Source organism: Rhodococcus sp. P14 (assembly GCF_000256505.1).
Taxonomy (GTDB): Bacteria; Actinomycetota; Actinomycetes; order Mycobacteriales; family Mycobacteriaceae; genus Rhodococcus; species Rhodococcus ruber.
In genome coordinates, this window is record NZ_AJFC01000181.1 from 22676 (window position 1) to 48005 (window position 25330).

Annotated in this window: 25 protein-coding genes and 1 pseudogene; 10 read left to right on the forward strand and 16 right to left on the reverse strand. The window is 70.4% G+C overall.

All coding sequences use genetic code 11. The features are described from left to right. Positions 1-36: 36 nt before the first annotated feature. The 5 genes from lipA to OEY_RS0113190 all read right to left on the reverse strand — a co-directional run bounded on the left by lipA (position 37) and on the right by OEY_RS0113190 (position 6462). Positions 37-1047, reverse strand: a complete 1011-nt coding sequence (lipA, locus tag OEY_RS0113170) for a lipoyl synthase (protein ID WP_010594326.1) — start codon at positions 1045-1047, stop codon at positions 37-39. A gap of 66 nt (positions 1048-1113) precedes the next feature. Beyond that, positions 1114-1896, reverse strand: coding sequence for a lipoyl(octanoyl) transferase LipB (gene lipB / locus OEY_RS0113175; RefSeq protein ID WP_010594327.1), 783 nt, complete (start codon positions 1894-1896; stop codon positions 1114-1116). A gap of 46 nt (positions 1897-1942) precedes the next feature. Then, positions 1943-2833 carry a TIGR01777 family oxidoreductase gene (locus OEY_RS0113180; protein WP_010594328.1) on the reverse strand — a complete coding sequence of 297 codons (891 nt, stop codon included), beginning with the start codon at positions 2831-2833 and terminating at the stop codon, positions 1943-1945. Between the two features lie 111 nt (positions 2834-2944). Then, a complete protein-coding gene (gene sucB, locus OEY_RS0113185) occupies positions 2945-4696 on the reverse strand; it encodes a 2-oxoglutarate dehydrogenase, E2 component, dihydrolipoamide succinyltransferase (protein ID WP_010594329.1) in 1752 nt (583 codons plus the stop codon). A 257-nt stretch (positions 4697-4953) separates the two neighbouring features. Beyond that, entirely contained in the window at positions 4954-6462 is a 1509-nt protein-coding gene (locus tag OEY_RS0113190) for a leucyl aminopeptidase (protein WP_010594330.1), read from the reverse strand. A gap of 74 nt (positions 6463-6536) precedes the next feature. Between OEY_RS0113190 and gcvT the strand changes: the two genes are divergently transcribed. After that, a complete protein-coding gene (gene gcvT / locus OEY_RS0113195; protein WP_010594331.1) occupies positions 6537-7637 on the forward strand; it encodes a glycine cleavage system aminomethyltransferase GcvT in 1101 nt (366 codons plus the stop codon). A 33-nt stretch (positions 7638-7670) separates the two neighbouring features. Continuing rightward, positions 7671-8774 carry a branched-chain amino acid aminotransferase gene (locus OEY_RS0113200; RefSeq protein WP_010594332.1) on the forward strand — a complete coding sequence of 368 codons (1104 nt, stop codon included), beginning with the start codon at positions 7671-7673 and terminating at the stop codon, positions 8772-8774. A 15-nt stretch (positions 8775-8789) separates the two neighbouring features. Here OEY_RS0113200 and OEY_RS0113205 read toward each other — a convergent pair whose 3' ends face one another. Beyond that, a complete protein-coding gene (locus tag OEY_RS0113205) occupies positions 8790-9542 on the reverse strand; it encodes an adenosylcobinamide-GDP ribazoletransferase (RefSeq protein ID WP_010594333.1) in 753 nt (250 codons plus the stop codon). After that, positions 9542-10645 carry a nicotinate-nucleotide--dimethylbenzimidazole phosphoribosyltransferase gene (cobT, locus tag OEY_RS0113210; RefSeq protein WP_010594334.1) on the reverse strand — a complete coding sequence of 368 codons (1104 nt, stop codon included), beginning with the start codon at positions 10643-10645 and terminating at the stop codon, positions 9542-9544. The genes OEY_RS0113205 and cobT overlap by 1 nt, the downstream gene beginning before the upstream one ends. Before the next feature lie 134 nt (positions 10646-10779). Here cobT and OEY_RS0113215 point away from each other — a divergent pair, with 134 nt between their 5' ends. Further along, positions 10780-10995 carry a hypothetical protein gene (locus OEY_RS0113215; protein WP_010594335.1) on the forward strand — a complete coding sequence of 72 codons (216 nt, stop codon included), beginning with the start codon at positions 10780-10782 and terminating at the stop codon, positions 10993-10995. Positions 10996-11098: 103 nt separating this feature from the next. Here the strand turns inward: OEY_RS0113215 and OEY_RS0113220 are convergent, their stop codons facing one another. Next, a complete protein-coding gene (locus OEY_RS0113220) occupies positions 11099-11764 on the reverse strand; it encodes a DUF3043 domain-containing protein (protein ID WP_010594336.1) in 666 nt (221 codons plus the stop codon). Positions 11765-11909: 145 nt separating this feature from the next. On the opposite strand from OEY_RS0113220, the gene OEY_RS0113225 reads away from it, so the two are divergent. Beyond that, the gene (locus tag OEY_RS0113225) at positions 11910-12260 is read left to right on the forward strand and encodes a HesB/IscA family protein (RefSeq protein ID WP_010594337.1); all 351 of its coding nucleotides are present in this window, start codon (positions 11910-11912) and stop codon (positions 12258-12260) included. Between the two features lie 113 nt (positions 12261-12373). Further along, positions 12374-13345, forward strand: coding sequence for a carbohydrate kinase family protein (locus OEY_RS0113230; protein ID WP_010594338.1), 972 nt, complete (start codon positions 12374-12376; stop codon positions 13343-13345). Positions 13346-13408: 63 nt separating this feature from the next. Here the strand turns inward: OEY_RS0113230 and asnB are convergent, their stop codons facing one another. Continuing rightward, complete coding sequence (asnB, locus tag OEY_RS0113235; protein WP_010594339.1) at positions 13409-15334, reverse strand: asparagine synthase (glutamine-hydrolyzing); 1926 nt, start codon at positions 15332-15334, stop codon at positions 13409-13411. A gap of 272 nt (positions 15335-15606) precedes the next feature. Between asnB and ctaC the strand changes: the two genes are divergently transcribed. Next, positions 15607-16671 (forward strand): aa3-type cytochrome oxidase subunit II, encoded by a 1065-nt coding sequence (gene ctaC, locus OEY_RS0113240; RefSeq protein WP_108754921.1) that lies wholly within the window; start codon positions 15607-15609, stop codon positions 16669-16671. Between the two features lie 31 nt (positions 16672-16702). Continuing rightward, the gene (locus OEY_RS0113245) at positions 16703-17119 is read left to right on the forward strand and encodes a cytochrome c oxidase subunit 4 (RefSeq protein ID WP_010594341.1); all 417 of its coding nucleotides are present in this window, start codon (positions 16703-16705) and stop codon (positions 17117-17119) included. A gap of 102 nt (positions 17120-17221) precedes the next feature. On the opposite strand, the gene OEY_RS28430 is transcribed toward OEY_RS0113245, so the two are convergent. After that, positions 17222-17533 (reverse strand): hypothetical protein, encoded by a 312-nt coding sequence (locus OEY_RS28430; protein WP_010594342.1) that lies wholly within the window; start codon positions 17531-17533, stop codon positions 17222-17224. Positions 17534-17700: 167 nt separating this feature from the next. Here OEY_RS28430 and OEY_RS0113260 point away from each other — a divergent pair, with 167 nt between their 5' ends. Continuing rightward, positions 17701-18576, forward strand: a complete 876-nt coding sequence (locus OEY_RS0113260) for a cytochrome c oxidase assembly protein (RefSeq protein WP_010594344.1) — start codon at positions 17701-17703, stop codon at positions 18574-18576. A gap of 138 nt (positions 18577-18714) precedes the next feature. Here OEY_RS0113260 and qcrB read toward each other — a convergent pair whose 3' ends face one another. The 4 genes from qcrB to ctaE all read right to left on the reverse strand — a co-directional run bounded on the left by qcrB (position 18715) and on the right by ctaE (position 23029). Beyond that, positions 18715-20364, reverse strand: a complete 1650-nt coding sequence (qcrB, locus tag OEY_RS0113265; RefSeq protein WP_010594345.1) for a cytochrome bc1 complex cytochrome b subunit — start codon at positions 20362-20364, stop codon at positions 18715-18717. Beyond that, positions 20361-21488 (reverse strand): cytochrome bc1 complex Rieske iron-sulfur subunit, encoded by a 1128-nt coding sequence (gene qcrA / locus OEY_RS0113270; protein WP_010594346.1) that lies wholly within the window; start codon positions 21486-21488, stop codon positions 20361-20363. Before qcrA ends, qcrB begins: the two co-directional genes overlap by 4 nt. After that, the gene (gene qcrC / locus OEY_RS0113275; RefSeq protein WP_026137666.1) at positions 21485-22354 is read right to left on the reverse strand and encodes a cytochrome bc1 complex diheme cytochrome c subunit; all 870 of its coding nucleotides are present in this window, start codon (positions 22352-22354) and stop codon (positions 21485-21487) included. Before qcrC ends, qcrA begins: the two co-directional genes overlap by 4 nt. Before the next feature lie 63 nt (positions 22355-22417). Next, positions 22418-23029 carry an aa3-type cytochrome oxidase subunit III gene (ctaE, locus tag OEY_RS0113280; protein WP_010594348.1) on the reverse strand — a complete coding sequence of 204 codons (612 nt, stop codon included), beginning with the start codon at positions 23027-23029 and terminating at the stop codon, positions 22418-22420. A 137-nt stretch (positions 23030-23166) separates the two neighbouring features. Here ctaE and OEY_RS0113285 point away from each other — a divergent pair, with 137 nt between their 5' ends. Then, a complete protein-coding gene (locus OEY_RS0113285; protein WP_048770970.1) occupies positions 23167-23613 on the forward strand; it encodes a hypothetical protein in 447 nt (148 codons plus the stop codon). Positions 23614-23678: 65 nt separating this feature from the next. Beyond that, positions 23679-24752: an anthranilate phosphoribosyltransferase gene (trpD, locus tag OEY_RS0113290; RefSeq protein WP_026137668.1), complete on the forward strand. Its 1074-nt coding sequence runs from the start codon at positions 23679-23681 to the stop codon at positions 24750-24752. Between the two features lie 25 nt (positions 24753-24777). Here trpD and OEY_RS0113295 read toward each other — a convergent pair whose 3' ends face one another. Both OEY_RS0113295 and OEY_RS0113300 read right to left on the reverse strand, forming a co-directional pair. After that, positions 24778-25053: an Lrp/AsnC family transcriptional regulator gene (locus OEY_RS0113295; RefSeq protein WP_003934124.1), complete on the reverse strand. Its 276-nt coding sequence runs from the start codon at positions 25051-25053 to the stop codon at positions 24778-24780. Positions 25054-25095: 42 nt separating this feature from the next. Beyond that, positions 25096-25330, reverse strand: a pseudogene (locus OEY_RS0113300) (DEDD exonuclease domain-containing protein); the annotation flags it as partial.

Here is a 25330-nt window from a genome sequence, read left to right on the forward strand (position 1 = left end):
CGCGGTGTCCTTCTCGCCACCGCGGGTCCGGTGCGGCTACGAGGTCAGACGCGCCAGCACGGAGCTGGCTTCCTGGGCCGCCGTGCCCCCCTCGGCCAGGTGCGCCTGTGCGGCGGGCAGCTCGCGGCCGTGGTGTGCCATCGCCTGCGCGTACAGGCGCCCCGCGCGGTACGACGACCGGACCAGCGGCCCGGCCATCACGCCGGCGAATCCGATCTCCTCGGCGGTCTTCGAGTGCGCCACGAACTCCTCGGGCTTGACCCAGCGCTCGACGGGATGGTGCCGCGGCGACGGGCGCAGGTACTGGGTGATGGTGACGATGTCGCAGCCGGCGGCGTGCAGGTCGTGCAGCGCCTCGGTGACCTCCTCCGGCGTCTCGCCCATGCCGAGGATCAGATTGGACTTGGTCACCAGCCCGAACTCGCGGGCCCCGGTGATCACGTCCAGCGACCGCTGGTAGCGGAACGCCGGGCGGATGCGCTTGAAGATCCGGGGCACGGTCTCGACATTGTGCGCGAGCACCTCGGGACGTGATTCGAAGACCTCGGTGAGCAGCTCCGGCTTGCCGTTGAAGTCGGGGATGAGATTCTCGACGCCGGTGCCCGGGTTGAGCTCGTGGATCTGCCGCACGGTCTCGGCGTAGAGCCACGCACCGCCGTCGGGCAGGTCGTCGCGGGCGACACCGGTGATCGTGGAGTACCGCAGGCCCATGGCCTGCACGGACTCGGCGACCCGGCGCGGCTCGTCGCGGTCGAGCTCGGCGGGCTTACCGGTGTCGATCTGACAGAAATCGCATCGACGGGTGCACTGCTCGCCACCGATGAGGAACGTCGCCTCCCGATCCTCCCAGCATTCGTAGATGTTGGGACAACCGGCCTCCTCGCAGACCGTGTGCAGGCCTTCGCGCCGCACCAGTCCCTTCAGCTCGGAGTACTCCGGGCCCATCTTCGCCCGGGTCCTGATCCAGTTCGGCTTACGTTCGATCGGCGTCTGTGCGTTTCGGGTCTCGATCCGCAGCAGCTTGCGTCCTTCTGGGGCCACAGTCACGGACCCGATCCTACGCCCGACGGTACGGACCGGGCTCACCCCGGGGCGGGCCCCCGGAGGCGCCGCTCAGCCGTACCGCACCGTGGTGAACTCCGGGCGCGGGGTCTGCGGCGGCTCGGCACCGACAGCCTGTTCGAACGTCACCCGTTCGATGTCGTGGTCCGTCACCGGCAGGCGCCCGTCGAGCGCGTCGATCACCGCCCCCGTCACCGCCGGCATCACCTCGGCGACGGTGACGTCCCGGCCGAGCTCACCGGTGAGCGAGGTGACGCCCGCGTCGCGGATGCCGCACGGCACGATCGAGTCGAACGCGTCCAGGGTGGCGTCGCAGTTGAGGGAGAACCCGTGCATCGTCACCCCGCGCTGCACCCGCACCCCGATCGCGGCGACCTTGCGCTCGGGCAGCCAGTGCCCGTCGCGCAGCTCGGCCGGCAGCCACACCCCCGAGCGGCCCTCCACGCGGCCGCACGTGAGCCCGAGGTCGGTACAGACCTCGATCAGTGCCTGCTCGAGACGTCGCACGTAGCCGACGACGTCGATGGGTTCACCGAGCCGGATGATCGGGTAGCCCACCAGCTGTCCGGGTCCGTGCCAGGTGATCTTGCCGCCGCGGTCGACGTCGATCACCGGCGTGCCGTCCGTGGGGCGGTCCTCCGGGTCGGTGCGCTTGCCGGCGGTGTACACGGGCGGATGTTCGAGCAGCAGCAGGGTGTCGACACCGCGGCCCTCGGCCCGGTCGGCGGCGATCTCCCGTTGCCGCTCCCACGCTTCCAGATAACCGATCAGCCCCAGATGCGCCACCGCGACGGGTTCGGAATCGAAACGGGCGGAGGAAGATGCGCTGCTCATAGTCCCCGACCCTACGCCGTCGGGGAGCCGTCGCGAAGAGGTGGCTTCAGGTTCCGAGCGCGTGTGCCAGGGCGGCTCCGATCGTCGGATACCGGAACTCGAAGCCCGCCGACTCGAGCACCGCCGGCAACGCGCGCTGCCCGGTGAGCACCAGGGCGTGCGCCATCTCCCCGACGACCGCGCCGACCACGAATCCGGGCGTCGTCCACGGCGCCGGGCGGTGCACCGAATGCGCCAGCGCCTCCGTGAACCGGGCGTTGGTCACGGGAGCGGGGCCGGTGACGTCGACCGGACCGGCGATATCGCCGCGGCCGAGGACGAAGCCCAGCGCCGCCACCACGTCCTCGAGCGCCACCCACGACATGTACTGCCGGCCGTCACCGAGCCGGGAACCGAGGCCGAGCCGGAAGAGCGGATGGAGGCGGCGCAGGATGCCGCCGTGCGGGCTGAGAACGATCCCGACGCGGAGGACGATCGTGCGCACCCCGGCGACGCGTGCGGGCGCGGTGGCGGCCTCCCAGTCGCGGCACAGGTCCGCGACGAACCCCCGCCCGGCGGGGCTGCGTTCGTCCACCACGTCCTCGCCGGTGTTCCCGTAGACGCCGACGGCGCCCGCATTGACCAGCGTCGGAACCCCGGCGGAGGCGGCGGCGGTGGCGAGGACGTCGGTCGGGACGATCCGGCTGTCGCGCAGTTCCTGCTTGACCGCGCCGGACCAGCGACGCTCGTCCATTCTCGAGCCGCACAGATTCACCACGGCGTCGACGCGGTCGAGCGCCGCGGGATCGACCCGGCCCGTCGGCGGGTCCCAGAACCATTCGTCCGGCGCTGCCGGCGGACGGCGGACGAGGCGACGCACCTCGTGCTCGTGCGCTCGCAACCATGCCACCGAGGCCGTTCCGATCAGCCCCGACGAGCCCGCCACGAGGATGCGCATGCCGGTGATTGTCCCGCATTCGCAGAGGCCGGGACGCGGAAGCGGGGGCCTCGTCGGTGTGACGATGCCCCCGCTTCCCGGTCCGGTGAGTGCCGGGCTACACCCGGTGGATCACAAGCCCAGATCGGCGTCGAACGCCGCTTCCTCGAGACGGTGCTTGATCGTGGTGAGGAACCGGCCCGCGTCCGCACCGTCGATCAGCCGGTGGTCGTAGGTCAGCGGCAGGTAGCACATCGACCGGACACCGATCGACTCGTTGCCCACCTCGTCGGTGACGACCACCGGTCGCTTGACGATTGCGCCGGTGCCCAGCATCGCCGCCTGCGGCGGCACCAGGATCGGCGTGTCGAACAGGGCGCCCTGGCTGCCGATGTTCGTGATCGTGAAGGTGCCGCCGGCCAGCTCGTCCGGCTTCAGGCCACCGCTGCGCGCCCGCTTGGCGATGTCCGCGATCGCGCGGGCCAGGCCGGCCAGCGACAGGTCGCCGGCGTTGTGGATCACCGGGGAGAGCAGACCCTGCTCGGTGTCCACGGCGATGCCGAGGTGCTCGGCGGCGTGGTAGGTGATCTCCTTCTTGTCCTCGTCGTAGGAGGCGTTGATGTTCGGATGCGCCTTGAGGGCCTCGACGACGGCCTTTGCGAAGAAGGGCAGGAAGGTGAGGTTGACGCCCTCACGTTCGGCGAAGGTCGCCTTCGCCTGCGACCGCAGATGCGCGATCTTGGTGACATCGACCTCGAAGGTCTGGGTGAGCTGTGCGGTGGTCTGCAGGGACTCGCGCGTCTTGATCGCGGTGATCTGGCGGATCCGGTTGACCTTCTGCGTGGTGCCGCGCAGGTGGGCGAGCTCGGGCCGGACGCCGGCGGTCGTGGCCGGAGCGGCGGCCGGAGCCTTGGCGGCGGGAGCCTTCGGGGCCTCGGCAGCGGGGGCCTTCGCGGCCTCGGCGGCGGCGAGCACGTCCTGCTTGCGGATGCGTCCGCCGACTCCGGTGCCGGACACCTTCGACAGGTCGACGTCGTGCTCGGCGGCGAGCTTGCGGACGAGGGGCGTGACATACGGCGTGGCGCCACCCGGGGTCTCCGCGGCAGCGGGCGCCGGGGCGGGCGCCGGAGCGGCCTGCTTCGCGGGCTCCGGGGCGGGCTGCTTCGCGGGCTCGGGGGCCGCCTGCTTCGCCGGCTCGGGCTCGGGCTCGGGCTTCGGTTCCGGCTTCGGTTCGGGCTTCGACGGCGCCGCGGCCGGGGTTCCCGACCCGATCACCGCGAGCTGTCCGCCGACCTCGACGGTCTCGTCCTCGTCGGCGTTGATTTCGAGGAGCACACCGGCCACGGGGGACGGGATCTCCGTGTCGACCTTGTCCGTGGACACCTCGAGCAGGGGCTCGTCTACCGCGACCTCGTCTCCGACAGACTTCAGCCACCGGGTGACGGTGCCTTCGGTCACGGACTCACCGAGCGCCGGCATGGTGACCGGGGTGCCTTCGGCGGAGCCGGTGTCGGAACCGGACGAAGCCGGCGCCGGCTCGGGTTCCGGCTCGGGCTCGGGTTCGGGCTCGGGGGTGGACTGCTCCTCGGGCGCCGCCTCCTCCGACGGGGCGGCAGTGGGAGCGGTCGACGATCCTCCGTCGTCGGCGGAGTCACCGATCACCGCCAGCTCACCGCCGATCTCGATCGTCTCGTCCTCCTGGGCGACGATCTTCACCAGCACACCGGCCGCGGGCGAGGGGATCTCGGTGTCGACCTTGTCCGTGGAAACTTCGAGCAGCGGCTCGTCGACTTCGACCGTGTCTCCTTCCTGCTTGAGCCATCGCGTGACAGTTCCCTCGGTGACGCTCTCACCAAGCGCTGGCATCTGGACGGAGAAGGCCATGTCTGTTGACTCCTCGACGGTTGTATTCGGGTGTGTTGAGTTGTGCCGACCGATGGTCGCGGACCATTGTGTGGTCGCTGACCATTGTGCTCGAGGCCACGGTCTCGTGCGGTGTCTTGCGGTGTTCGGTTGAGACCACACCCGATGCCGGGTATGACCTCGACCATCCTTGCACTGATCCCTCGGCGGCGTTCGACGAGGGTTGGGTCGCGTGCGCCCGCGCGTCCCCGCAACCCGGCAGGGACGCGCGGGACGGATCACCCGTTGTTCGCGATGTCCTCGATGACGGCGATGAGGGTGCGCACCGGGACGCCGGTGCCGCCCTTGCCGACATAGCCGAACGGGCTCCCGGTGTTGAAGGCCGGCCCGGCGATGTCGATGTGGGCCCACTGCACACCCTCGGCGACGAACTCCTGCAGGTACAGGCCGGCGGCGAGCATCCCGCCCCAGCGATGCGGCGTGACGTTGGCCAGGTCGGCGACCCGGGACTTCAGGTCCGCGCGCAGTTCGGCCGGCAGCGGCATCGCCCACCCGTTCTCCCCCACCTCCTGCGAGAGCCGGGCGACGCGGTCCCGGAACTCGTCGGTGCCCATGACGCCGGGCGTCCGCGTCCCCAGCGCGACCATCTGCGCGCCGGTGAGCGTCGCGGTGTCGATCAGGTAGTCGGGCTCGTCCTCGCAGGCGCGGACGATGGCGTCGGCCAGGATGAGACGGCCCTCGGCGTCCGTGTTGATCACCTCGACGGTGGTGCCGCCGTACTGGGTCAGCACGTCGCCGGGTCGCTGTGCCGTCGCGGACGGCATGTTCTCGGCCATCGGTACCGTCGCGGTCACGTCCGCCGCCACGCCGAGCTTCGCGGCGAGCACGACCGTCGCGACCACCGCCGCCGCACCCCCCATGTCGGACGTCATGTTCTCCATCCCGGCGGCCGGCTTGATGGAGATGCCGCCGGTGTCGAACGTGATGCCCTTGCCGACGAGCGCGACCTTCGGAGCCTTCCGCTTCTTCGCCGAGTAGCTCAGGCGCACGAGCCGCGGCGGACGCGACGATCCCTTGCCGACCCCGACGATGCCGCCGTAACCCTGCTGCTCGAGCGCCTTCTCGTCCAGCACCTCGACCTTCAACCCGGCGGCGGTGCCGAGCGCCTTCGCGCGCTCGGCGAACTCGGCCGGGAACAGGTGACTCGGCGGGGTGTCGACGAACCGGCGGGCGGTGGCGACCGCCTCGGCGACGGCGACCGACCGGGCCAGCTCCGCCTTGGCCTCTCGGGCGCGGGGCGACGAGACGAGCAGTTCGATCCGGGCCGGCGGCTGCGCGTCGCCGGCGTTCGACTTGGTGGTGCGGAACTCGGTGAACGTGTAGGCGCCGAGCGCGAAGCCCTCTGCGGTTGCGCCGAGATCCACGGCGGACAGGGTCGTCGCGACCACGGGGACGCCGGCGAGGGCGCGCGCCGCAGCGCCGGCGGAGCGGCGCACCTGCTCGGCGTCGAGCTTGTCGGCGGCGCCGAGCCCGACGGCAAGGACGCTGGTGACCGGCAGGGCGGCGGGCGCGGGGATCCGGGTGACCTCCTCGGCTCTGCCCTCGGCGCCGACGGACTGCAGGGCGTCGAGCAGTCCGCCGAGGACGTCCTCGTCCACCAGGCCGTCGCCGAGCAGGGCCTCGGGGCCGCCGTCGCCGGCGGTCAGCCCGACGACGAGGACGTCCGCGCGCTTGGACACGCTTCCGGCGAGAACGAGTTCGGGAAGGGTGGGCGAAAGGGCACTCACAGGCGTCTCCTAGGGGGGAAGGGGGTCGTGGCACCGATGCTAGTGATCTCGGGGGGTGGGATAGCGTGGGGCACATGAGCGACCAGCCACTGCTGCAGGGCCCGATCCACGCCGTCCACACCGAACTCGGAGCGACCTTCGCGGCCTTCGGTGGCTGGCAGATGCCCGTTTCGTACGCCGGTACCGTGGCCGAGCACACCGCCGTGCGCGAGAACGTCGGCCTGTTCGACGTCAGTCATCTGGGCAAGGCTCTCGTCGCCGGACCGGGCGCGGCGGACTATGTCGACGCCACCCTCACCAACGACCTGCGCAAGATCGGGCCGGGCAAGGCGCAGTACACCCTCTGCTGCACCGAGTCCGGCGGTGTCACCGACGACCTGATCGTCTACTACGTCTCCGACGAGGAACTGTTCCTCGTGCCGAACGCCGCGAACACCGCAGCGGTCGTCGAGGTCCTCGCCGCGCATGCCCCCGAAGGCGTGACGGTGACGAACCAGCACCGGGACTACGGTGTGTTCGCCGTGCAGGGACCGAACTCCGAGGCCGTCCTGCAGGGGCTGGGGCTGCCCACCGACCTGGGCTACATGAGCTTCGTGGACGCCCGGTGGAACGATCTGCCGGTACGGGTGTGCCGCACCGGATACACCGGTGAGCGCGGCTTCGAACTGGTGCCGCGGTGGGCCGACGCCGAGTCGCTGTTCCGTGCCCTGGCCGACGCCGTGCGTGCGGCCGGCGGTCACGCCGCCGGCCTCGGGGCTCGCGACACTCTGCGGACCGAGATGGGATACCCGTTGCACGGGCACGAACTGTCGGAGGCCATCTCGCCCCTGCAGGCTCGCTGCGGGTGGGCCGTGGGCTGGAGCAAGCCGGCCTTCCGCGGCCGCGCGGCGCTCGTCGCGGAGAAGGAGTCCGGTCCGGCGCGGCGACTGTGGGGCGTGCGGGCGCTCGACCGCGGGGTGCTGCGACCCGGCCTGAAGGTGTTGCGCGACGGAACTCCGGTGGGGGAGACGACGTCCGGCACGTTCTCCCCGACGTTGAAGGTCGGGATCGCGCTGGCGCTTCTCGAGACGGCGGGGGACCCGGCCGCCGGTGACGAGGTCACGGTCGACGTCCGTGGACGCGCCCTGCGCGCCCAGCTCGTCGCGCCTCCGTTCGTGCCCGACCACACCAAGTAGGACCGTGCGGGCGGTTCGATAGGATCAACGGTCATGACCGGTGTCCTCGAATTCGCCCATGTTCCGCACCCCTCGCCCGCTTCCGCGGAACGGCGCGGAGAAGTATTGGCGGATCCCGGTTTCGGCCGGTACTTCACCGATCACATGGTCACGATCGACTACACCGAGGGCCGCGGCTGGCACGACGCCACCGTCCAGCCGTACGGACCGATGCAGCTCGATCCGGCCGCGATGGTGCTGCACTACGGTCAGGCGATCTTCGAAGGTCTGAAGGTCTACCGTCAGCCCGACGGCAGCATCGCGGCCTTCCGCGTCTACTCCAACGCCGAGCGGATGCGCCGGTCCTCGCGGCGCCTGGCGATGGCCGAGCTGCCGGACGAATTGTTCGTCCGGTCCATCGCGGAGCTGGTCGACGCCGACCACGAATGGGTGCCGGCCGCCGGGGGTGAGGAGTCGCTGTATCTGCGGCCGTTCATGTTCTCCACCGAGGCGGGTCTCGGCGTGCGGCCCGCGAACCAGTACCGGTACGTGCTGATCGCCTCCCCGGCCGGCGCGTACTTCCCCCGCGGCGTCAAGCCGGTGAGCGTGTGGATCTCGCAGGAGTACGTGCGGGCCGCCCCGGGCGGCACCGGCGACGCCAAGTTCTCCGGCAACTACGCGGCGTCGCTGCTGGCGCAGGCGCAGGCCGTCGAGCAGGGGTGCGACCAGGTGGTGTGGCTCGACGCCGTCGAGCGCCGCTACATCGAGGAGATGGGCGGCATGAACCTGTGCTTCATCTTCGGTTCGGGCGCCGACGCGAAGCTGGTGACGCCGGAGCTGTCCGGCTCGTTGCTGCCCGGCATCACCCGGGACTCGCTGCTCACGCTGGCCAGGGAGGCCGGCCTCGAGGTGGAGGAGCGCAAGATCTCGGTTCAGGAGTGGGAGTCCGAGGTTGCCGACGGGCGGATCACCGAGGTCTTCGCGTGCGGGACCGCGGCGGTGATCACCCCGGTCGGCACCGTCAAGAGCCGTGACGGCGAGTTCACCGTCGGCGACGGCGAGCCCGGCAAGGTCACCATGGCGTTGCGTGACACCCTCACCGGGATCCAGCGCGGCACCTTCGCCGACACCCACGGCTGGCTGACGACGCTGCGCTGAGGCCGGCGGCCGTCGCTACCCGACGGCCGCGCTCAGCGCCGCCGCCACCACCGTCACCGTCGTCTCGAGGCCGGCTCCGAGCGCGTCGCCGTTGAGGCCGCCGAACCTGCGCACGCAGTGCCGCACCAGCAGCAGTGCGGCCACGAGCCCCACGGCGACCGTCGCCGGACCGGTCCACCAGGCGCCGGGCACGCACCAGGCGGCCGCGACAGCAGCGACGACGGCCCACAGGACGCCCACCCCCAGCGGCTGCGTCCCGGCGACCAGGGCACCGAACCCGCTGCCCGGTGCTGCGGCCACACCGCGGCGGCATGCGAGCACGACCGCGACCCGGCCGGCGGTGACCGCGAGGACCACGGCGAACCAGGATCGAGCGTCGGCGAGCGCCCCGAACGAGGCCGCCTGCGCTCCCAGCACGAGTACCAGGGTGGCCACCCCGAACGGCCCGGCGCCGCCCGACTTCATCACCTCACGTGCCCGCTCCGGCGGCCCGTAGCAGCCGAGCCCGTCGGCGGTGTCGCACAGGCCGTCGAGGTGCATGCCCCGCGTCGCGAGGCCCAGAAATCCCACCCCGATCAGGCCGGCGAGCAGGGGAGCGCAGCCGGCGGCGACGGCCGCCCAGAGCGCGCCCGCGGTGCCCAGGCCCAGCACGAGCCCGGCCACCGGTGCCGCGGCGATGGCCGCGCCCGCCGCGCTGCGATCGATGTGCCCCGGCCCCCGGATCGGCAGCACCGTGAGCCAGGACAGAGCGAGGGCGACGCCGCGCATCAGTCGCCGCGCGGCCCGGCGACCGGCGCGTCGTCCTCGTCGCGGGTGCTCACGCCGGCTTCGGCGAACGTCGCCATGTTCGTGAGCACCGCGACCGCACCGTGCAGGATCGGCAGCGCGGCAACCGCTCCCGAGCCCTCGCCGAGACGCATTCCCAGGTCGACGAGGGGGTCGAGGTTCAGGTGCCGCAAGGCCAGCGTATGGGCCGGTTCGGTGGAGCGGTGCCCGGCGACCCACCAGTCCCGGGCCCCGGGAGCCAGTTCCTCGGCGACGAGTGCGGCAGCGGTGACGACGACCCCGTCGAGCACGACCGGGGTCCGGCGCACCGACGCCTGCGCGAGGTAACCGGCCATCGCGGCGAGGTCGGCACCGCCGGCGGTGCGCAGCAGGGCCACCGGGTTGCGGGCGTGAGGCCGGGCGCGGCGCATCGCGTCGCGGATCGCGGCGACCTTGCGCATCCAGGCGGCGTCGTCGATCCCGGTGCCACGGCCCACCGCCGCGACGGGTTCGGTGCCGGTGAGGGTGGCGATCAGCGCCGTGGCAGGGGTGGTGTTCCCGATACCCATGTCGCCCGCGACGAGGAGGTCGGCTCCCGCGTCGACCTCCTCGTCGGCGACGGTTCGTCCGGCGGCGATCGCCTGCAGGGTCTCCTGCTCGGTGAGCGCGTCCTCCCGGTCGACGGCGCCGCTCGACCGGCGCACCTTGTGCGCGGAGACGGCCGGATCCGTGTCGCCGTCGACGGCCATGTCCACGACCCGGACCCCGGCGCCGGCGACCCCGGCGAGCACGTTGACCGCGGCGCCACCGGCGAGGAAGTTGGCGACCATCTGAGCGGTGACCTCGGGGGGGTACGCGGAGACGCCGCCGCGGGCTACCCCGTGATCACCGGCGAACACCACCACGCGGGGACGGGCGAACGGCCGGGGCGGGACCTGCCCCTGGCAGGACGCGACCCAGCAGCCCAGTTCCTCCAGCCGGCCGAGGGAACCGGCGGGCTTGGTGAGGTCGCGCTGTCGGCCTTCGGCGCGCCGGCGGATCTCCGGATCGGGCGCGACGACGGGCGGGAAGACGATGTCGGCGGAGAAAACGGATTCGCTGCTCACGGGGCACCTTTCACGAAGTCGCGGAGGCCGAAGCCACCGCTGGACGCTATCAACCCGCTCTGCGGCAGAAAATCGACGGTAGATGGCCTTGCTGCCACTGTCTCGGCCGGGTCGCCGGCGACAGACTGTCCGTCATGAGCCAGGTCGTCGTGATCGTCCTCGTGCTGGCCACGCTCTTCGCCGGGCTCGAGCTCGCGCGGGCCCGTTCCCGTCCCGCGCCGCGCTGGGTGACCCGGGCATGGCGGCGCTGTGACCATTTCCGGCCGCACGATCCGTCGCCCCACGGTGGCGACCCGTCGGCCGGCTGGGTGCGCACCACGATCGACGCGCGCCGGTCGCCGCAGCACTGACCGGTGTGCCGGTCGCCGCAGCACTGATCGGCGTGCCGGTCGCCGCAGCACTGACCGGCGTGCCGGTTGCCGCAGCACTCACCGGCGTGCCGGTGGGCTGCGGTCAGACGGCGTCGCCGGGGGAGACCCGGGGCAGCGGCGCCCGGAGCTTGCGTATCTGGGAGGCCCGCACGAACGCGTACCACCCGAGACCGAATCCGCCCTCGGTGGTGTCGGGGAAACGGGCCCGGACCTTCTTGTTCACGAGACGGCCGAGGTAGATCCCCTCGATCACCATGAGCACGATCATCGCGAACATCGCGAGCGTCACGTACTGCTGGACCACCGGACCGAGGAACATCGTCATGATGAGGATGAGCGCCATCGGCATGAACAGACCCACGAGGTTGCGGCGGCTGTCCACCAGATCGCGGACGTAGGCCCGCACGGGACCCTTGTCGCGGGGCAGCAGGTACTTCTCCTCGCCGGCGAGCATCCGGGTGCGGCGCTCGCCCGCGGCGGCGCGGCGCTCGGCGGCTCGAGCCTTGCGTTCGTCCTTGGAGAGGGACTGCTTGGCTGCCTTGCGGCGTGCCCGCGCCTCCTTGGCGGTCAACGGAGCCGGAGCGACGGGACCGCGCCGACGCGCTTCGGCCTCCCGGCGCTTCGGAGTGGGACGGCCCTTGCCGGTCGTCCCCTTGCCCCCCTCGGACTGCGGGGCGGCGACGGACTCGGACACACCGAGGTCCTCGTTGTCGGATTCGTCGGAACCGCCGCGGCGTAGCAACTTCACCCCTCCAGGCTATGGGAAAACCGGCCCGGCCGGGAAATCGCCCCCGGTCAGGCCCCCGCGCGGTCCGGTACCGCGCATGAGGAATAGATCCGCGCGCGGTACCGTTGAGGGAACCGGGTTTCACACGAAAGACGAGGGAGCGCCCATGACTGTGCAGGACGAGACCGCCACTCACGGCGTCACCATGACCGAGGCCGCCTCCGCCAAGGCGAAGGCACTGCTCGACCAGGAGGGCCGCGACGACCTCTCGCTGCGCATCGCCGTGCAGCCGGGTGGGTGTGCCGGCCTTCGCTACCAACTGTTCTTCGACGACCGGACGCTCGACGGTGATCTCACCCGTGACTTCGGTGGCGTCGTCCTCGCCGTCGACCGGATGAGCGCGCCCTACGTCGAAGGCGCGTCGATCGACTTCGTCGACACGATCGAGAAGCAGGGCTTCACGATCGACAACCCGAACGCCACCGGCTCCTGCGCCTGCGGCGATTCGTTCAACTGACGCAGGTCCCGTAGTGCGGCCCCGGCGCGATCTCGCGTCGGGGCCGCACTGCTGTCCGGTGGGTGCGGGTAGCGTGAGATCGATCCCAGTCCTCCGCTGAAAGGCCCAGCCACGTGACCATCGCCGTGACCGGTTCCATCGCCACCGACCACCTCATGCGTTTCCCCGGACGCTTCGCCGAGCAGCTCGTCGCAGACCAGCTCAGCCACATCTCGCTCAGCTTCCTGGTCGACGACCTGGTGGTCCGCCGTGGCGGTGTGGGCGGCAACATCGCCTACGCGATGGGCGTGCTCGGCGGGGCACCGGTGCTCGTCGGAGCGGTGGGCGCCGACTTCGCCGAGTACCGCGCGTGGCTCGAGGGCAACGGCGTCGACTGCAGCCCCGTGCACGTGTCGCAGACCGCGCACACCGCGCGTTTCGTGTGCACGACCGACGAGGCGATGGCCCAGATCGCGTCGTTCTATCCGGGCGCGATGTCCGAGGCGCGGGACATCTCCCTCGCCGGGGTGACCGGGGCGCACGGTGTCGACCTGGTCCTGATCGGCGCCAACGACCCGGAGGCGATGGCCCGGCACACCGACGAATGCCGGCAGCTCGGCGTGCCGTTCGCGGCCGACCCGTCTCAGCAACTCGCCCGCCTCAGCGGTGAGGAGGCTGCGCGGCTGATCGACGGCGCCGCCTACCTGTTCACCAACGAATACGAGTGGGGACTCCTGCAGCAGAAGACCGGCCTGACGGAGGAGCAGATCCGCGCCATGGTCGGGTTGCGGGTCACCACGCTCGGCGGTAACGGTGTCGAGATCGTCGAACGGGACGGCCGCCGGACGCACGTGGGCGTCGTGCCCGAGCGGGCCAAGGTGGACCCCACCGGCGTCGGCGACGCGTTCCGGGCGGGGTTCCTGCTGGGACACCGGGCGGGCCTCACCCTCGAACGCGCCGCCCAGCTCGGCTCGCTCGTCGCGGTTCTGGTGCTCGAGACGACCGGCACCCAGGAATGGACCTTCGACCGCCCCGACGCGGTCAAGCGGCTGACGGTCGCGTACGGGCAGGCGGCCGCGGACGAGATCGCCGCAATCCTGCCGTGACCGGCCGGTGTGCCTTTTGGGCGGTCCCCACCGCCCAAAAGGCACACCGGCCGCGGAGCGGCCCTACACCTCGACGGGGTACGCCGGCTCCTGGATCTCCGGCACGATGCGCTGCTCGACGAAGATGCCGTGCCAGATCATGAACACCAGCACCGTCCACAGCCGTCGGCTGTGATCGGTCCGGCCCTCGCGGTGCTCGTCGAGCATCCGGGCCACGGCCGCCTTGTCCAGCAGGTGCTCGGTGCCCGACTCGGCGATCACGTCGCGTGCCCAGTCGAACAGTTCGGGTCCGCGCAGCCAGTGCCGCAGCGGCACGGGGAAGCCGAGCTTCGCGCGGTGCAGCACGTGCGGCGGGACGATGCCCTCGAGGGCTCGTCGCAGCGCGTACTTGGTGGTGTTCTTCGTGATCTTCTGATCCAGCGGCACCTGTGAGGCGACGCGGAAGACCTCCGGGTCGAGGAACGGCACGCGCAGCTCCAGCGAATTCGCCATCGTCATCTTGTCGGCCTTGACGAGGATGTCGCCGCGCAGCCAGGTGAACAGGTCGAGATGCTGCATCCGCGCGACAGGATCCCACCCGGCCGAGCGGGCGTAGATCGGCGCGGTGACGTCCTGGTGCGTCCACTCCGGACGGAAGTCGCGCAGCACGGCCCGCAGCTGCGCGTCGTTGAAGCTGCGGGCGTTGCCGTAGTACCGCTCCTCGAGCGTCATCGACCCGCGATGGAGCAGGCTCTTCCCGCGGGTGCCCTCGGGGATGCGCTCCGACAACTTGCCGGCCGCACGCCGCATCGGCTTCGGCAGGTACTCGAACGGCTTCAGCGACAGCGGCTCGCGGTAGATGGTGTAGCCGCCGAACAACTCGTCGGCGCCTTCCCCGGACAGCACCACCTTCACGTGCTTGCGCGCTTCCTTGGCGACGAACCACAGGGGCACCAGCGCGGGATCGGCGACGGGGTCGTCCAGGTACCACACGATCTCGGGGATCGCGGCGGCGAACTCGGCGGGGGAGACGACCTTGACGACGTGGCGCGCGCCGATCGCGGCGGCGGACTCGGCGGCCACGTCGACCTCCGAGTAGCCTTCGCGCTCGAACCCGGTGGTGAAGGTGATCAGATTCGGGTTGTGCCGCATCGCGAGAGCCGCGACGGCCGTGGAGTCGATACCGCCGGACAGGAACGATCCCACCGTCACGTCGGCGCGCATGTGCTTGGCGACGGAGTCCTCGAGCGCCTCCGCGATCTCCCGGTACCGGTCGTCCTCGCGACCCGCGGCGAAGGGACGGACGGGGAACGTCGGCTCGAAGTACCGGGTGATCTCGGGGCGGCCCCCCGGACGCACCCGGGCGAAGCACCCGGACTCGAGCCGCCGGATCTCCGCGTGCAGGGTTTCCGGTTCGGGCACGTACTGCAACACCGTGTAGTGCTCGACGGCGCGGGGATCGAGTCCGGTGCCGATCCCGATCACCTCGGCCAGCTCGAGCAGGCTCTTCTTCTCGCTGCCGAACGCGGTGCCACCCGTGCCCGTGGCCAGGAACAGCGGCTTGATCCCGAACGGATCGCGGGCGAGGAACAGCTCGCGCGTCTCGGTGTCCCAGACTGCGAACGCGAACATGCCGCGAAGTCGTCGCACCGCGTCGGCACCCCAGTGGTGGAACGCGGCGACGATCGTCTCGCTGTCGCCCTCGGTGGCGAACTGTGTCCCGTACTTCTCGGTCAGCTCGGCACGCAGCTCCAGATAGTTGTAGATCTCACCGTTGAAGGTCAGGGCATAGCGCTCCGGAGACTCCGGCGGGCCCCAACGCAGCGGCTGGTGCGAGTGCGCGATGTCGATGATCGACAGCCGATTGAAGCCGTAGACCAGGTCACCGTCGTGCCAGGTGCCGTGCTCGTCGGGTCCGCGGTGGCGCAGGCAGTGCATCGCGGAGTCGACCTTGGCGACGGCGTCGTCGCTGGTGCCGTCAGTGGTCAGTAACCCGAGCAGTCCGCACACGGCGTCCGATACCTCATTCCGGTTGGGATGGATTCGGCCCCCGGGAATGTTGCCGCGGCAGGGACCGACGGTCTGCATGGCAGTATGCCGCAGCCCGGGGGTTGCGGCAGCCGGCGGCCGGTGTCGACCCTGTCGTGAGCAGCGGGCACGCAACGACGCGACACGTTGTGTGCGCCCCGGGGATGGATCGCAGCCGGGTTTGGTCTACGCTGCGTAGTAATTGGGTCTGCCCTCCGGGTGTGCCCTAGTGGAATTGCGGCGATCAGGAAGGCGTGAACGTGGCGCAAGGTCGGATCCTTCGGCGGTTCGGGCTGGCAGCATCTCTCGGTATTGCAGCCCTGCTGCTGACGGGATGCAGCAGCGAGGAAGTCCTGCGTTTCGGCTGGCCGGAGGGGATTACCCCGCAGGCCGAGCGTATGCGTGAGCTGTGGACGTGGTCGGTCGTCGCCGCCCTCGTCATGGGTGTGCTGGTGTGGGGCCTGACCTTCTGGGTGGTCATCTTCCACCGCAAGAAGAAGGACTCGCCGGAGTTCCCGCGGCAGACGGCGTACAACGTGCCGCTCGAGCTGCTGTACACGGCTGTGCCGTTCGTCATCATCGCGGTGCTGTTCTACTTCACCGTGGTGGTGCAGAACTACGTCCTCGAGAAGGAGGACAACCCGAACGTCGTGGTCGACGTCACGGCGTTCCAGTGGAACTGGAAGTTCGGCTACCGCACGATCGATCTCGGTGAGGGCACGGCGCGCTACGAGGGCACCGACGAGATCGCCCAGGCTGCGGTCGCCGGTGACGACGAGGAGCATGCCGGCGGCGAGCACGAGGTGCCGGCACCGATCCACGGTCAGGAGGCCGAGGACCTGTCGTACCTGCACTACAACAAGATCGAGACCGTCGGCACCAGCAGCGAGATCCCGGTCCTCGTCCTGCCGACCGACCGCCGGATCGAGTTCGTGCTCGCCTCCTCCGACGTGATCCACTCCTTCTGGGTGCCGGAGTTCCTGTTCAAGCGGGACGTCAATCCGAACCCGCTGAACAACAGCTCCGATCCCGTCTTCCAGATCTCCGAGATCCAGGAGGAAGGCGCGTTCGTCGGCCGCTGCGCCGAGATGTGCGGGACCTACCACGCGATGATGAACTTCGAGGTCCGCGCGGTGAGCCCGGAGCGGTTCGCGGAGTACATCGAGCTCCGCAAGCCCGTCGAGGACGGCGGTCAGGGCCTGACCAACGCGCAGGCGCTCGAGCGTATCGGCGAGTCCCCGGTCGCGACGTCCACCACCCCGTTCAAGACCGACCGCACCGACCGGGCGGCCAGCGGCGTCGTCACCGCGGGCAACTGACCGGTAACCCTCCGACCAAGGACAAGCTGATATGAAGATCGAAGCCAAGCTCTTCGAAGTCGTGACGGTGTTCTTCGTGCTCGTCGCCATCGTCTACGGAGTGTTCACCGGACTGTCCCGCACGGGCATCGAGTGGGCCGGCCTCACGGCGATCGTGCTCTCGGCGGGCCTGACCCTGATCGTCGGCACCTACTTCCGCTTTGTGGCCCGTCGCCTCGACACCCGCCCGGAGGACTACGAGGAGGCCGAGATCAGCGACGGCGCAGGCGACCTGGGCTTCTTCAGCGCGGGGAGCTACTGGCCGATCCTGCTGGCGGGGGCGGCCGCCTTCGCCGCCATCGCGCTGGCCTTCTTCCAGCCGTGGCTGATCGTCCTCGCCGTGGTGCTGATCCTGGCTGCGGCGGCCGGCCTGGTGTTCGAGTACCACGTCGGACCCGAGAAGCACTGAGCGCACGCAGAAGCACGACGCCCGCGGGGCGGCCTCATCGTGAGGCCGCCCCGCGGTCTTCTGCGTCTCCGGGAGCACCGTGCTGCGGACGACGGTCGGGGGTCACCGTGGCGACCGGCCCGAGGCGAGGTCGCGGGGCACGGGACCGACACCGGCATGCCGGCCCGGCAGAGTCGCGGCGTGCAGCTGTCCCGGTCCGCGGCCCCGGCGAGCTGCCAGAGCGTCCGCGACCACCCCGGTGACGAAGGCGTACACCGCCTTGTGCAGGACGTCGACCACCAGTTCCGAGCGTGGCCACGTCTGTGGCGGGGCACCGACCCCGGTGGCATTCTCCAGGATCTGATCGTTGGTCAGCCGCAGAACCGTGAACTTCGCGGACGCCCACGGCCCTCGTAACCCCACCTCCGACATCACCGACCGCACTATTCTCAGCACGGCACCCTGCCCGTAGTGCACGGCCCGGTTGTCGAGCTGCTGCCGTACGACCTCGCCTGGAACGGTTTCGCCCTGGTGCTCCTCGTCGGGGGCGCGGTCCTGCGGGTGCGGGCAGTCCGTGCGGACCGCCGATAGGCGGCGACGGCATGCACGACCACTCGATGCTCGCCCCGGGCAGTCCGGGGCTGCTGCACCTGCTCGTGGTCGTCGTCGCCGCGGCAATCGCCGGTACCTACCTTGCCGCGTCGAGCCGTCTTCGGCGGCGCGGCGACGTCTGGTCGCGGGCACGGGATGCGTCCTTCGTCGCCGGGTGTGCGATCGTCGCTGCGGCGACCGTGCCCCTGCCGGTGCCGGCTTTCACCGGCCACATGGGTGTCCACTTGGGGGTGGGGATGGTGGGCCCGGTGCTGCTCGTGCTCGCACGCCCCGTCACGCTCGCCTTGCGAGCGGTGCAGCCGGGTCCCGCGCGACGGGCGCTGGTGTCGGTAGCGCACTCGGGGCCCGTCGCGGTGCTCACAGCTCCGCCGGTCGCGGCCGTTCTCGATCTGGGTGGGCTGTGGCTGCTGTATCGCACCGGCCTGTTCGCGGTCATGCACCATAGTCCGCTGCTCGGGGCGGTCGTCCATCTGCACGTGTTCGCGGCCGGGGTGCTGTTCGCCTACGCGATCTGCCAGGTGGACCCCGTCCGGCACCGCTACGGTCTCGGATCGCGGGCAGCGGTCCTGTTCCTCGCCGGGACGGCACACGCGATCCTGGCCGAGAGCCTCTACGCGTCCCCACCGCCCGGTCACGAGGTCGCCACGTCGGATCTGCAGGCCGGTGCGTTGGTGATGTACTACGGCGGTGACCTCGTCGAGGTGGCGCTCGCCGTCGTGCTGGCCGTGGAGTGGTACCGCCGTACCGGCCGGGACCGGGCCCGGAGCGTCCGCCGGGACGCAGCCGAGGGCCCCCACGCTCCTCCTCGGACCGGTGTCGGCGCGACGCCGCGTGGGCACCGGAGTGCCGACACACCCGGACGGTAGCGGGCGGTCGCCCCGGGCGTCTGCCGAGGTGGGGGAGCGGTCGGATGCGCGCACGCGGCTCGGAGGGGTGCGGGATGCCCGCGAACGGCAGAGGCCCCGAACCGCGTGCGGTTCGGGGCCTCCGGCTTCGGACGGGCGTCAGTGCGTCCGGCCGTCACCGTCCGTCGGCGTGCCGTGGACGCGTTCCTGGTACTCGCTCAGGATGGCACGCTGCTCGACCTCGGCCTCGTGGTGCGCGGCCTCGAGGGCGGTCGCCTCCTCGGCCGGGTCCGCGCTCCACCAGCTGCCCGCGCCGGGCTTGCCGGCGGTGCCGAGCTTGTTCATGCGCTTGGGCACCGGAGCGCCCTGGTACTCGAGCGGGATCGGATGGCCGTGCTCGTCCACCGGGCCGAGCGGCTGGTGGATCTCGATGTACTCGCCGTGCGGCAGGCGACGGACGATGCCCGTCTCGATGCCGTGCTCGAGCACCTGACGGTCGCTGCGCTGCAGGCCCAGGCAGAACCGGTAGGTCAGGTAGTAGGCGAGCGGCGGGCCGAGCAGGATGCCGATGCGGCCGATCCACGTCATCGCGTTCAACGAGATGTCGAACTTGTAGGCGATGATGTCGTTGATGCACATGATGGTCGCGATGGCGTAGAAGGTCAGGGCCATCGCGCCGATCGCGGTCCGGACCGGGACGTCCCGCGGACGCTGCAGCAGGTTGTGGTGCGCGTCGTCCTTGGTGAACTTCTTCTCGATCCACGGGTAGGCGATCAGCACCGCGAAGACCAGGCCCATGATCACCGCGATCCAGAACACCGCGGGGATCGTGTACCGGCCGAACAGGTAGATCTCCCAGGCCGGCCAGATCCGGGCCAGGCCGTCCGTCCACATCATGTAGATGTCGGGCTGCGAGCCGGCGGACACCTGCGACGGGTTGTACGGGCCGATGTTCCAGACCGGGTTGATCTGGAGCAGACCGCTCATCAGGGCCAGCACCGCGAAGGTGATGGCGAAGAACGCGCCGGACTTGACGGCGAACACCGGCAGGATCCGGACGCCCACGACGTTCTGCTCGGTACGGCCGGGGCCGGGGAACTGCGTGTGCTTCTGGTACCAGACGAGCGCGAGGTGGGCTGCGATCAGGGCGAGAATGATGCCCGGAAGCAGCAGGACGTGCGCGACGTACAGGCGCGGGATGATGAGCATGCCCGGGAAGTCGCCGCCGAAGATCAGCCAGTGCATCCACGTGCCGATCACCGGGATGCTGATGGTGATGCCGGACAGGGCGGCGCGAAGACCGGTGCCGGAGAGCAGGTCGTCGGGCAGCGAGTAGCCGAAGAAGCCCTCGAACATCGCGAGGATCAGCAGCAGCGAGCCGATCACCCAGTTCGCTTCGCGCGGACGGCGGAACGCACCGGTGAAGAACACGCGCAGCAGGTGCACGATGATCGACGCGGCGAACATCAGCGCAGCCCAGTGGTGGATCTGCCGGACGAACAGACCGCCGCGCACCTCGAACGAGATGTCCAGGGTCGTCTCGTACGCGCGCGACATCGTGACGCCGCGCAGCGGGGTGTAGGCGCCGTCGTAGACGACGTGCGCGAGGGACGGATCGAAGAACAGCGTCAGGTACACGCCCGAGATCAGCAGGATCACGAAGCTGTACAGCGCGATCTCACCCAGGAGGAAGGACCAGTGGGTGGGGAACACCTTGTTGATCTGACGCCGCAACCCGGCCGCCGGGTGATAGCGCGAGTCGATGTTCTCCGCCGCGTGGGCGGCGCGGGACGGTGTTGCAGTACTCACGGGCGACGCTCCCAAAATGCCGGACCGAGAGCCTCGATGAAGTCGCCGCCGGCGACGAGGAAGCCCTCTTCGTTCACTGTAATAGGCAACTGCGGCAGTGCGCGAGCAGCAGGACCGAACAGGGGCTTGCCGTACTCCAGAGCATTGAACTGCGACTGGTGGCAGGGGCACAGGATGCGGTTGGTCTGCTGTTCGTACAGCGAGGTCGGGCAGCCCAGGTGGGTGCAGATCTTCGAGTAGGCGAAGTAGTCGCCGTAGTTGAAGCTCTCCTGGCCCTTGCGCTTGATCACCTTCGCGGTGTCCTCGGTGCGCAGGCGGATCAGCATGACGGCGTTGCGGATGCCGCGCAGGCCCTCGAGGAGGGCGTGCTCGTCACCGCGGTCGGACTCGCGGAACGGGAACACGGTCTCCATGCCGCCGGCGTCGAGGTCCTCCGGGCGGACCAGGACGATGTCGTTCACGCGCCCGGTGTCGCGGCGCAGGTAGATCGTCTCGCCCGGGTACCGGGGGGTCCAGCCCGAGACCCACAGCGGGGAGTCGTCGCCTTCGGCCCAGGGGTTCTTGATCAGGCCGCCGAGCGGCATGATCAGGCCGAGGCCGAGGGCACCGCCACCGAACAGCGCCGTGCGCTTGATCAGCTTGCGACGCGGCAGCGTGGAGGTGTCCAGCGAGTCGGAGAGCTCGGCGACGATCGTGCGCCGGTCGACCTCCGAGGAGACACCGTCGTGCCGATCCTGGATCGACACCTCCTCCGGAATGAACTTCTTGGTGAACTGCACCGCACCGACGCCGACGCCGAGGATGGCCAGACCCAGGGTCAGGCCCAGCAGCGGCGTGTACAGGTTGTACAGCGCGTAGTTGTCCTCCCCGGGGCCCTGGTACTCCCACGGCCAGAAGATGAACACCGCGATGAACGCGAGGGCCGACACGCCCGCCAGCCCGAACCAGAAGGCGACGTTGCGTTCCGCGCGCTTCTCGGCGCGGGTGCCGCCGACGGGCCAGCGATCCTTGCGGAACGCCACGTCCACGCCGTCGAGGTTGGTGCCGAGCGCGACGAGATCGTCGCGGCTCATCTGATCGAGATTCTCGATCGTGTGCTTGTTCGGCGTTTCGCCGCCACTCATGACCTTGCTCCGATCCACAGTGCCGCACCCACGACGGCGACGATCCCGACCACCCACATCGTCGGGCCCTCGGAGGCGGGGCCGAAGCCGCCCAGGCCGTATCCGCCGGGGCTCTGCGTCTCGCTGGACGCCTTGACGTAGGCGATGATGTCCTGCTTCTCCTCCAGCGTGAGCTGACGATCGGAGAACTTGGGCATGTTCTGCGGACCGGTCAGCATCGCGGTGTAGATCTGCTGCTCGTTCGCCGGGTCGAGGACGGGCGCGAACTTGCCGGACGACAGTGCGCCACCCCGGCCGGTGAAGTTGTGGCACGAGGCGCAGTTCTGGCGGAACAGTTCGCTGCCGCGCGCGACGTCGTCGCCGCGCAGCGAGGACTGCGCGATCTCACCGTTCTCGTCGCGGATGAGCGTGGGGCCGCCACCGTTGGCCTGGATGTAGGCGCCGAGGGCGTCCGTCTGGGCCGCGTCGAACTTCGGCGTCTTGCGCAGGGCCTGGGCCTCGTTGCGCATCATCGGCATGCGGCCGGTGGAGACCTGGAAGTACACGGCTGCCTCGCCGACACCGATCAGGCTCGGGCCGCGGTCCTGCACACCCTGCAGGTTGGCGCCGTGGCACGTGACGCAGGAGGTCTCGTAGAGCTGCTTGCCTTCGCGGATCAGTGCCGACTGATCCTCGTTCGCCGTCGCCACCTGCGGCGCGGGGGTCAGCGCGGAGGCGAGGAAGCCCGCGCTGAGCAGGCCGAGGGCGAGCACCAGCGCACCGGTGACGCGGCGGCGCAGCTTGCGCTGACGGCGGGACTTGGCGGACGCGGCCGCGGACTGACCGGGCATGTCACCCTCGGAAGCGAGAGGTGGGGATGAACTCATCTGTATCCCTTTGGTATGTCGGGACGGACTGGACGTCAGGGGGCTGCCTGGGCGTTCAGCTGGCTAACGGATGAAATAAATCGTGGCAAACAGCGCAATCCACACGATGTCGACGAAGTGCCAGTAATAGGAGACGACGATCGCTGCGGTGGCCTGCGCCGGCGTGAACTTGCTGACCCTCGTGCGTACGAGGAGGAACACGAAGGCGACGAGGCCGCCGATGACGTGGAGGCCGTGGAATCCGGTCGTGATGTAGAAGACCGACCCCCAGACCATGCTCGAGATCGTCACGCCTTCCGCGACCAGCTGGGTGTACTCGAAGCCCTGGCCGAGCACGAAGAACGTGCCCATGGCGAGGGTGATGAGGTACCACCGCCGGAGGCCGAACACGTCGCCGCGTTCGGCGGCGAACACGCCCATCTGGCAGGTGAAGGAGGAGGCGATCAGCACGAGGGTGACCGGCACCGCCAGCGCCAGATTGAGATGGACAGGCTCCGGCGGCCAGTTGCCGTCGGCCTGTGCCCGGGCCACGAAGTACATGGCGAAGAGCCCTGCGAAAAACATGAGCTCACTGGACAACCACACGATGGTGCCGACGCTGACCAGATTGGGCCGGTTCAGCGAGTGCACGCGCTGGGTGATTGCAGTTCCTGAAGTCCCTACTGCGCTCGTCACGTTCGCAAGTATGACTGGTCGTAGTAACTCTTGGGCACTCGGGGCTGAAATCGGCGCGTCTTTGCTGGTGACCGGCCTGTGAGTCCCCGATCCGGGGGGTCGTCGCGCCCCGTCGCCGAGCATGGGATCGTGGTGCGATGAGCAGTGGTGCAGGGGTGTGGAGCCGGGTCCGCCGGGTGTTCTCACGCAGGCGTCCGGAGCCGCTCGATCCGTCGCGGCCGGACCTGGTGGTGGTGGTCTCGTCCTTCGACGACGTCGAGGCCTGTTCGACCGCCCTCGAGCGGGGCTCGGCGTCGGAACCGGCCTGGTCCCCGGAAGCGGAAGCCGTGCTGCGCCATCACCTCGAACTGCCGGCCGATTCGGTGGATCAGGCGATCGCCCTCTGTGGACGGGACGGGTACGCCCCCGCACAGCCCGCGCGTCCCGCCGGGACCGGCCTCGAGGCCGTCCTGCTGCAGCGGGTGCAGGTGCTCGATGCGCTGCACTGTTCGCAGGAACGGTCGCGGATGGCCTCCCTCGCCCAGCGCCTGGGCGGCACCGCGCTGGGGTGGGACGCCCTGCAGCCGGCGACGGGCGCTGACTAAGCTCCTCCGTGCGCCGCCGACGACGGCGTCGGACAAAGGAGCGAGATGCGGCGAGGGCAGGTGCGATGAACGCTGGACGACAGGCGGATGCGGTGGCCCGGAGCTGGCCGGCGGTCCTCGGTGCGCTCACCGCCGGACGCGACCTCGCCCGGGCGGAGGCCCAGTGGGCGATGGACGAGATCATGTCCGACAACGCCACGGCCGCGCAGATCGCCGCGTTCGGCGTCGCGCTGAAGATGAAGGGCGAGACCCCCGAGGAACTGCTCGGCCTCGCCGACTCGATGCTCGCTCATGCGCGCCTGGTGCCGGTGGACGACGACGTCGTCGACATCGTGGGCACCGGAGGGGACCGGGCGAACACGGTCAACATCTCCACCATGGCGTCGCTGGTGGTGGCGGCGTGCGGGATCCGGGTCGTCAAGCACGGCAACCGGGCGGCGTCGTCGAAGAGCGGCGGCGCGGACGTGCTCGAAGCGCTGGGCGTGCACATCGACCTCGGTCCCGAGGCCGTCGCGGAGTCGGTCGCCGAGGCCGGTATCGGCTTCTGTTTCGCACCCGTCTACCACCCGGCGCTCCGGTTCGCAGCCGCACCGCGCAAGCAGATCGGCATTCCCACGGTGTTCAACGTGCTCGGGCCGTTGACCAACCCGGCCCGGCCCCGCGCCGGCCTGATCGGATGCGCCTTCCCGGAGTTGATCGGCACGGTCGCCGGGGTCCTCGCCGAGCGGGGCAACTCGGCCCTCGTCGTGCGCGGCGACGACGGTCTCGACGAACTGACCACGTCCACGACGTCGACGGTGTACGTCGTCCGGGACGGCCACGTGAGCACCGTGAGCCTCGATCCCACCGACCTGGGCGTCGCCCGGGTGCCGCTCGAGGCGCTGCGCGGCGGCGACGCCACCGACAACGCCGTGATTGCGCGGGCGGTCCTCGCCGGGGAGCACGGCCCGGTGCGCGATGCGGTCCTGCTCAACGCCGCCGGGGCGATCGCCGCCTTCCGGGGGTTCGAGGGGTCGCTCGCCAGTGCCCTGGCGGCGGGGATGCAGACCGCAGCCGAGGCGCTGGACTCGGGCGCTGCGGCGGCTGTCCTCGCTCGCTGGGCCGAGGTGACCACCCGGCTCGCCGCCGGGTCGAGGTGACCGCGGGGCGGACCGGGCATCCGTCCTATTCGCCGATCGAGAACCCGGCCTCGACATCGGCGCTCGAGTACGACTGGAAGGCGATGTGCGTCGCCGTCTTGGCCACGCCCTCGAGTTTGTTGATCCCGCGGGTGACGACCTCGGCGATCTCTTCGTGGTCCCGCACCCGCAGCAGCGCGATCAGGTCGATGTCGCCGGCGCAGGAGTACACCTTGTCGACACCGGCCAGATCCGCGACCGCCTGAGCGGTCTCCGGAATCCGGTGGGCGTCGGCGTGGATCAGGACGATGGCGTGGATCATGAGCTCTCCTCGGCTGCCGGGAACGGACGTGCGGGCGAGCACTCAGCGTAGGGGGTGCGCGACCGGGACCGGCTCGGCCCCGGCACGTGCCGTCCGGGCGAGTTCACCCCACTGCGCCCAGGCGCCGGCGCCGCGAAGCGGCTCGGACCAGCCCTGGGAGGTTCGGACGATGCGGACCCCGTCGTCGTGGAGCCAGCGGACCAGCAGGCCGAGTTCCTCGACGAGCGCGCCGCGCAACGGCGCCGTCGTCGGCCGCACCGTCTCGGCTGGCGCGGCG

Coding starts and splice junctions, on each gene's coding strand:
- lipB (WP_010594327.1), bottom strand. CDS start 1,896: ATGAGCAGCGCATCTTCCTCCGCCCGTTTCGATTCCGAACCCGTCGCG.
- OEY_RS0113180 (WP_010594328.1), bottom strand. CDS start 2,833: ATGCGCATCCTCGTGGCGGGCTCGTCGGGGCTGATCGGAACGGCCTCG.
- sucB (WP_010594329.1), bottom strand. CDS start 4,696: ATGGCCTTCTCCGTCCAGATGCCAGCGCTTGGTGAGAGCGTCACCGAG.
- gcvT (WP_010594331.1), top strand. CDS start 6,537: ATGAGCGACCAGCCACTGCTGCAGGGCCCGATCCACGCCGTCCACACC.
- OEY_RS0113200 (WP_010594332.1), top strand. CDS start 7,671: ATGACCGGTGTCCTCGAATTCGCCCATGTTCCGCACCCCTCGCCCGCT.
- OEY_RS0113205 (WP_010594333.1), bottom strand. CDS start 9,542: ATGCGCGGCGTCGCCCTCGCTCTGTCCTGGCTCACGGTGCTGCCGATC.
- OEY_RS0113215 (WP_010594335.1), top strand. CDS start 10,780: ATGAGCCAGGTCGTCGTGATCGTCCTCGTGCTGGCCACGCTCTTCGCC.
- OEY_RS0113225 (WP_010594337.1), top strand. CDS start 11,910: ATGACTGTGCAGGACGAGACCGCCACTCACGGCGTCACCATGACCGAG.
- OEY_RS0113245 (WP_010594341.1), top strand. CDS start 16,703: ATGAAGATCGAAGCCAAGCTCTTCGAAGTCGTGACGGTGTTCTTCGTG.
- OEY_RS0113260 (WP_010594344.1), top strand. CDS start 17,701: ATGCACGACCACTCGATGCTCGCCCCGGGCAGTCCGGGGCTGCTGCAC.
- qcrA (WP_010594346.1), bottom strand. CDS start 21,488: ATGAGTGGCGGCGAAACGCCGAACAAGCACACGATCGAGAATCTCGAT.
- qcrC (WP_026137666.1), bottom strand. CDS start 22,354: ATGAGTTCATCCCCACCTCTCGCTTCCGAGGGTGACATGCCCGGTCAG.
- OEY_RS0113285 (WP_048770970.1), top strand. CDS start 23,167: ATGAGCAGTGGTGCAGGGGTGTGGAGCCGGGTCCGCCGGGTGTTCTCA.
- trpD (WP_026137668.1), top strand. CDS start 23,679: ATGAACGCTGGACGACAGGCGGATGCGGTGGCCCGGAGCTGGCCGGCG.
- OEY_RS0113295 (WP_003934124.1), bottom strand. CDS start 25,053: ATGATCCACGCCATCGTCCTGATCCACGCCGACGCCCACCGGATTCCG.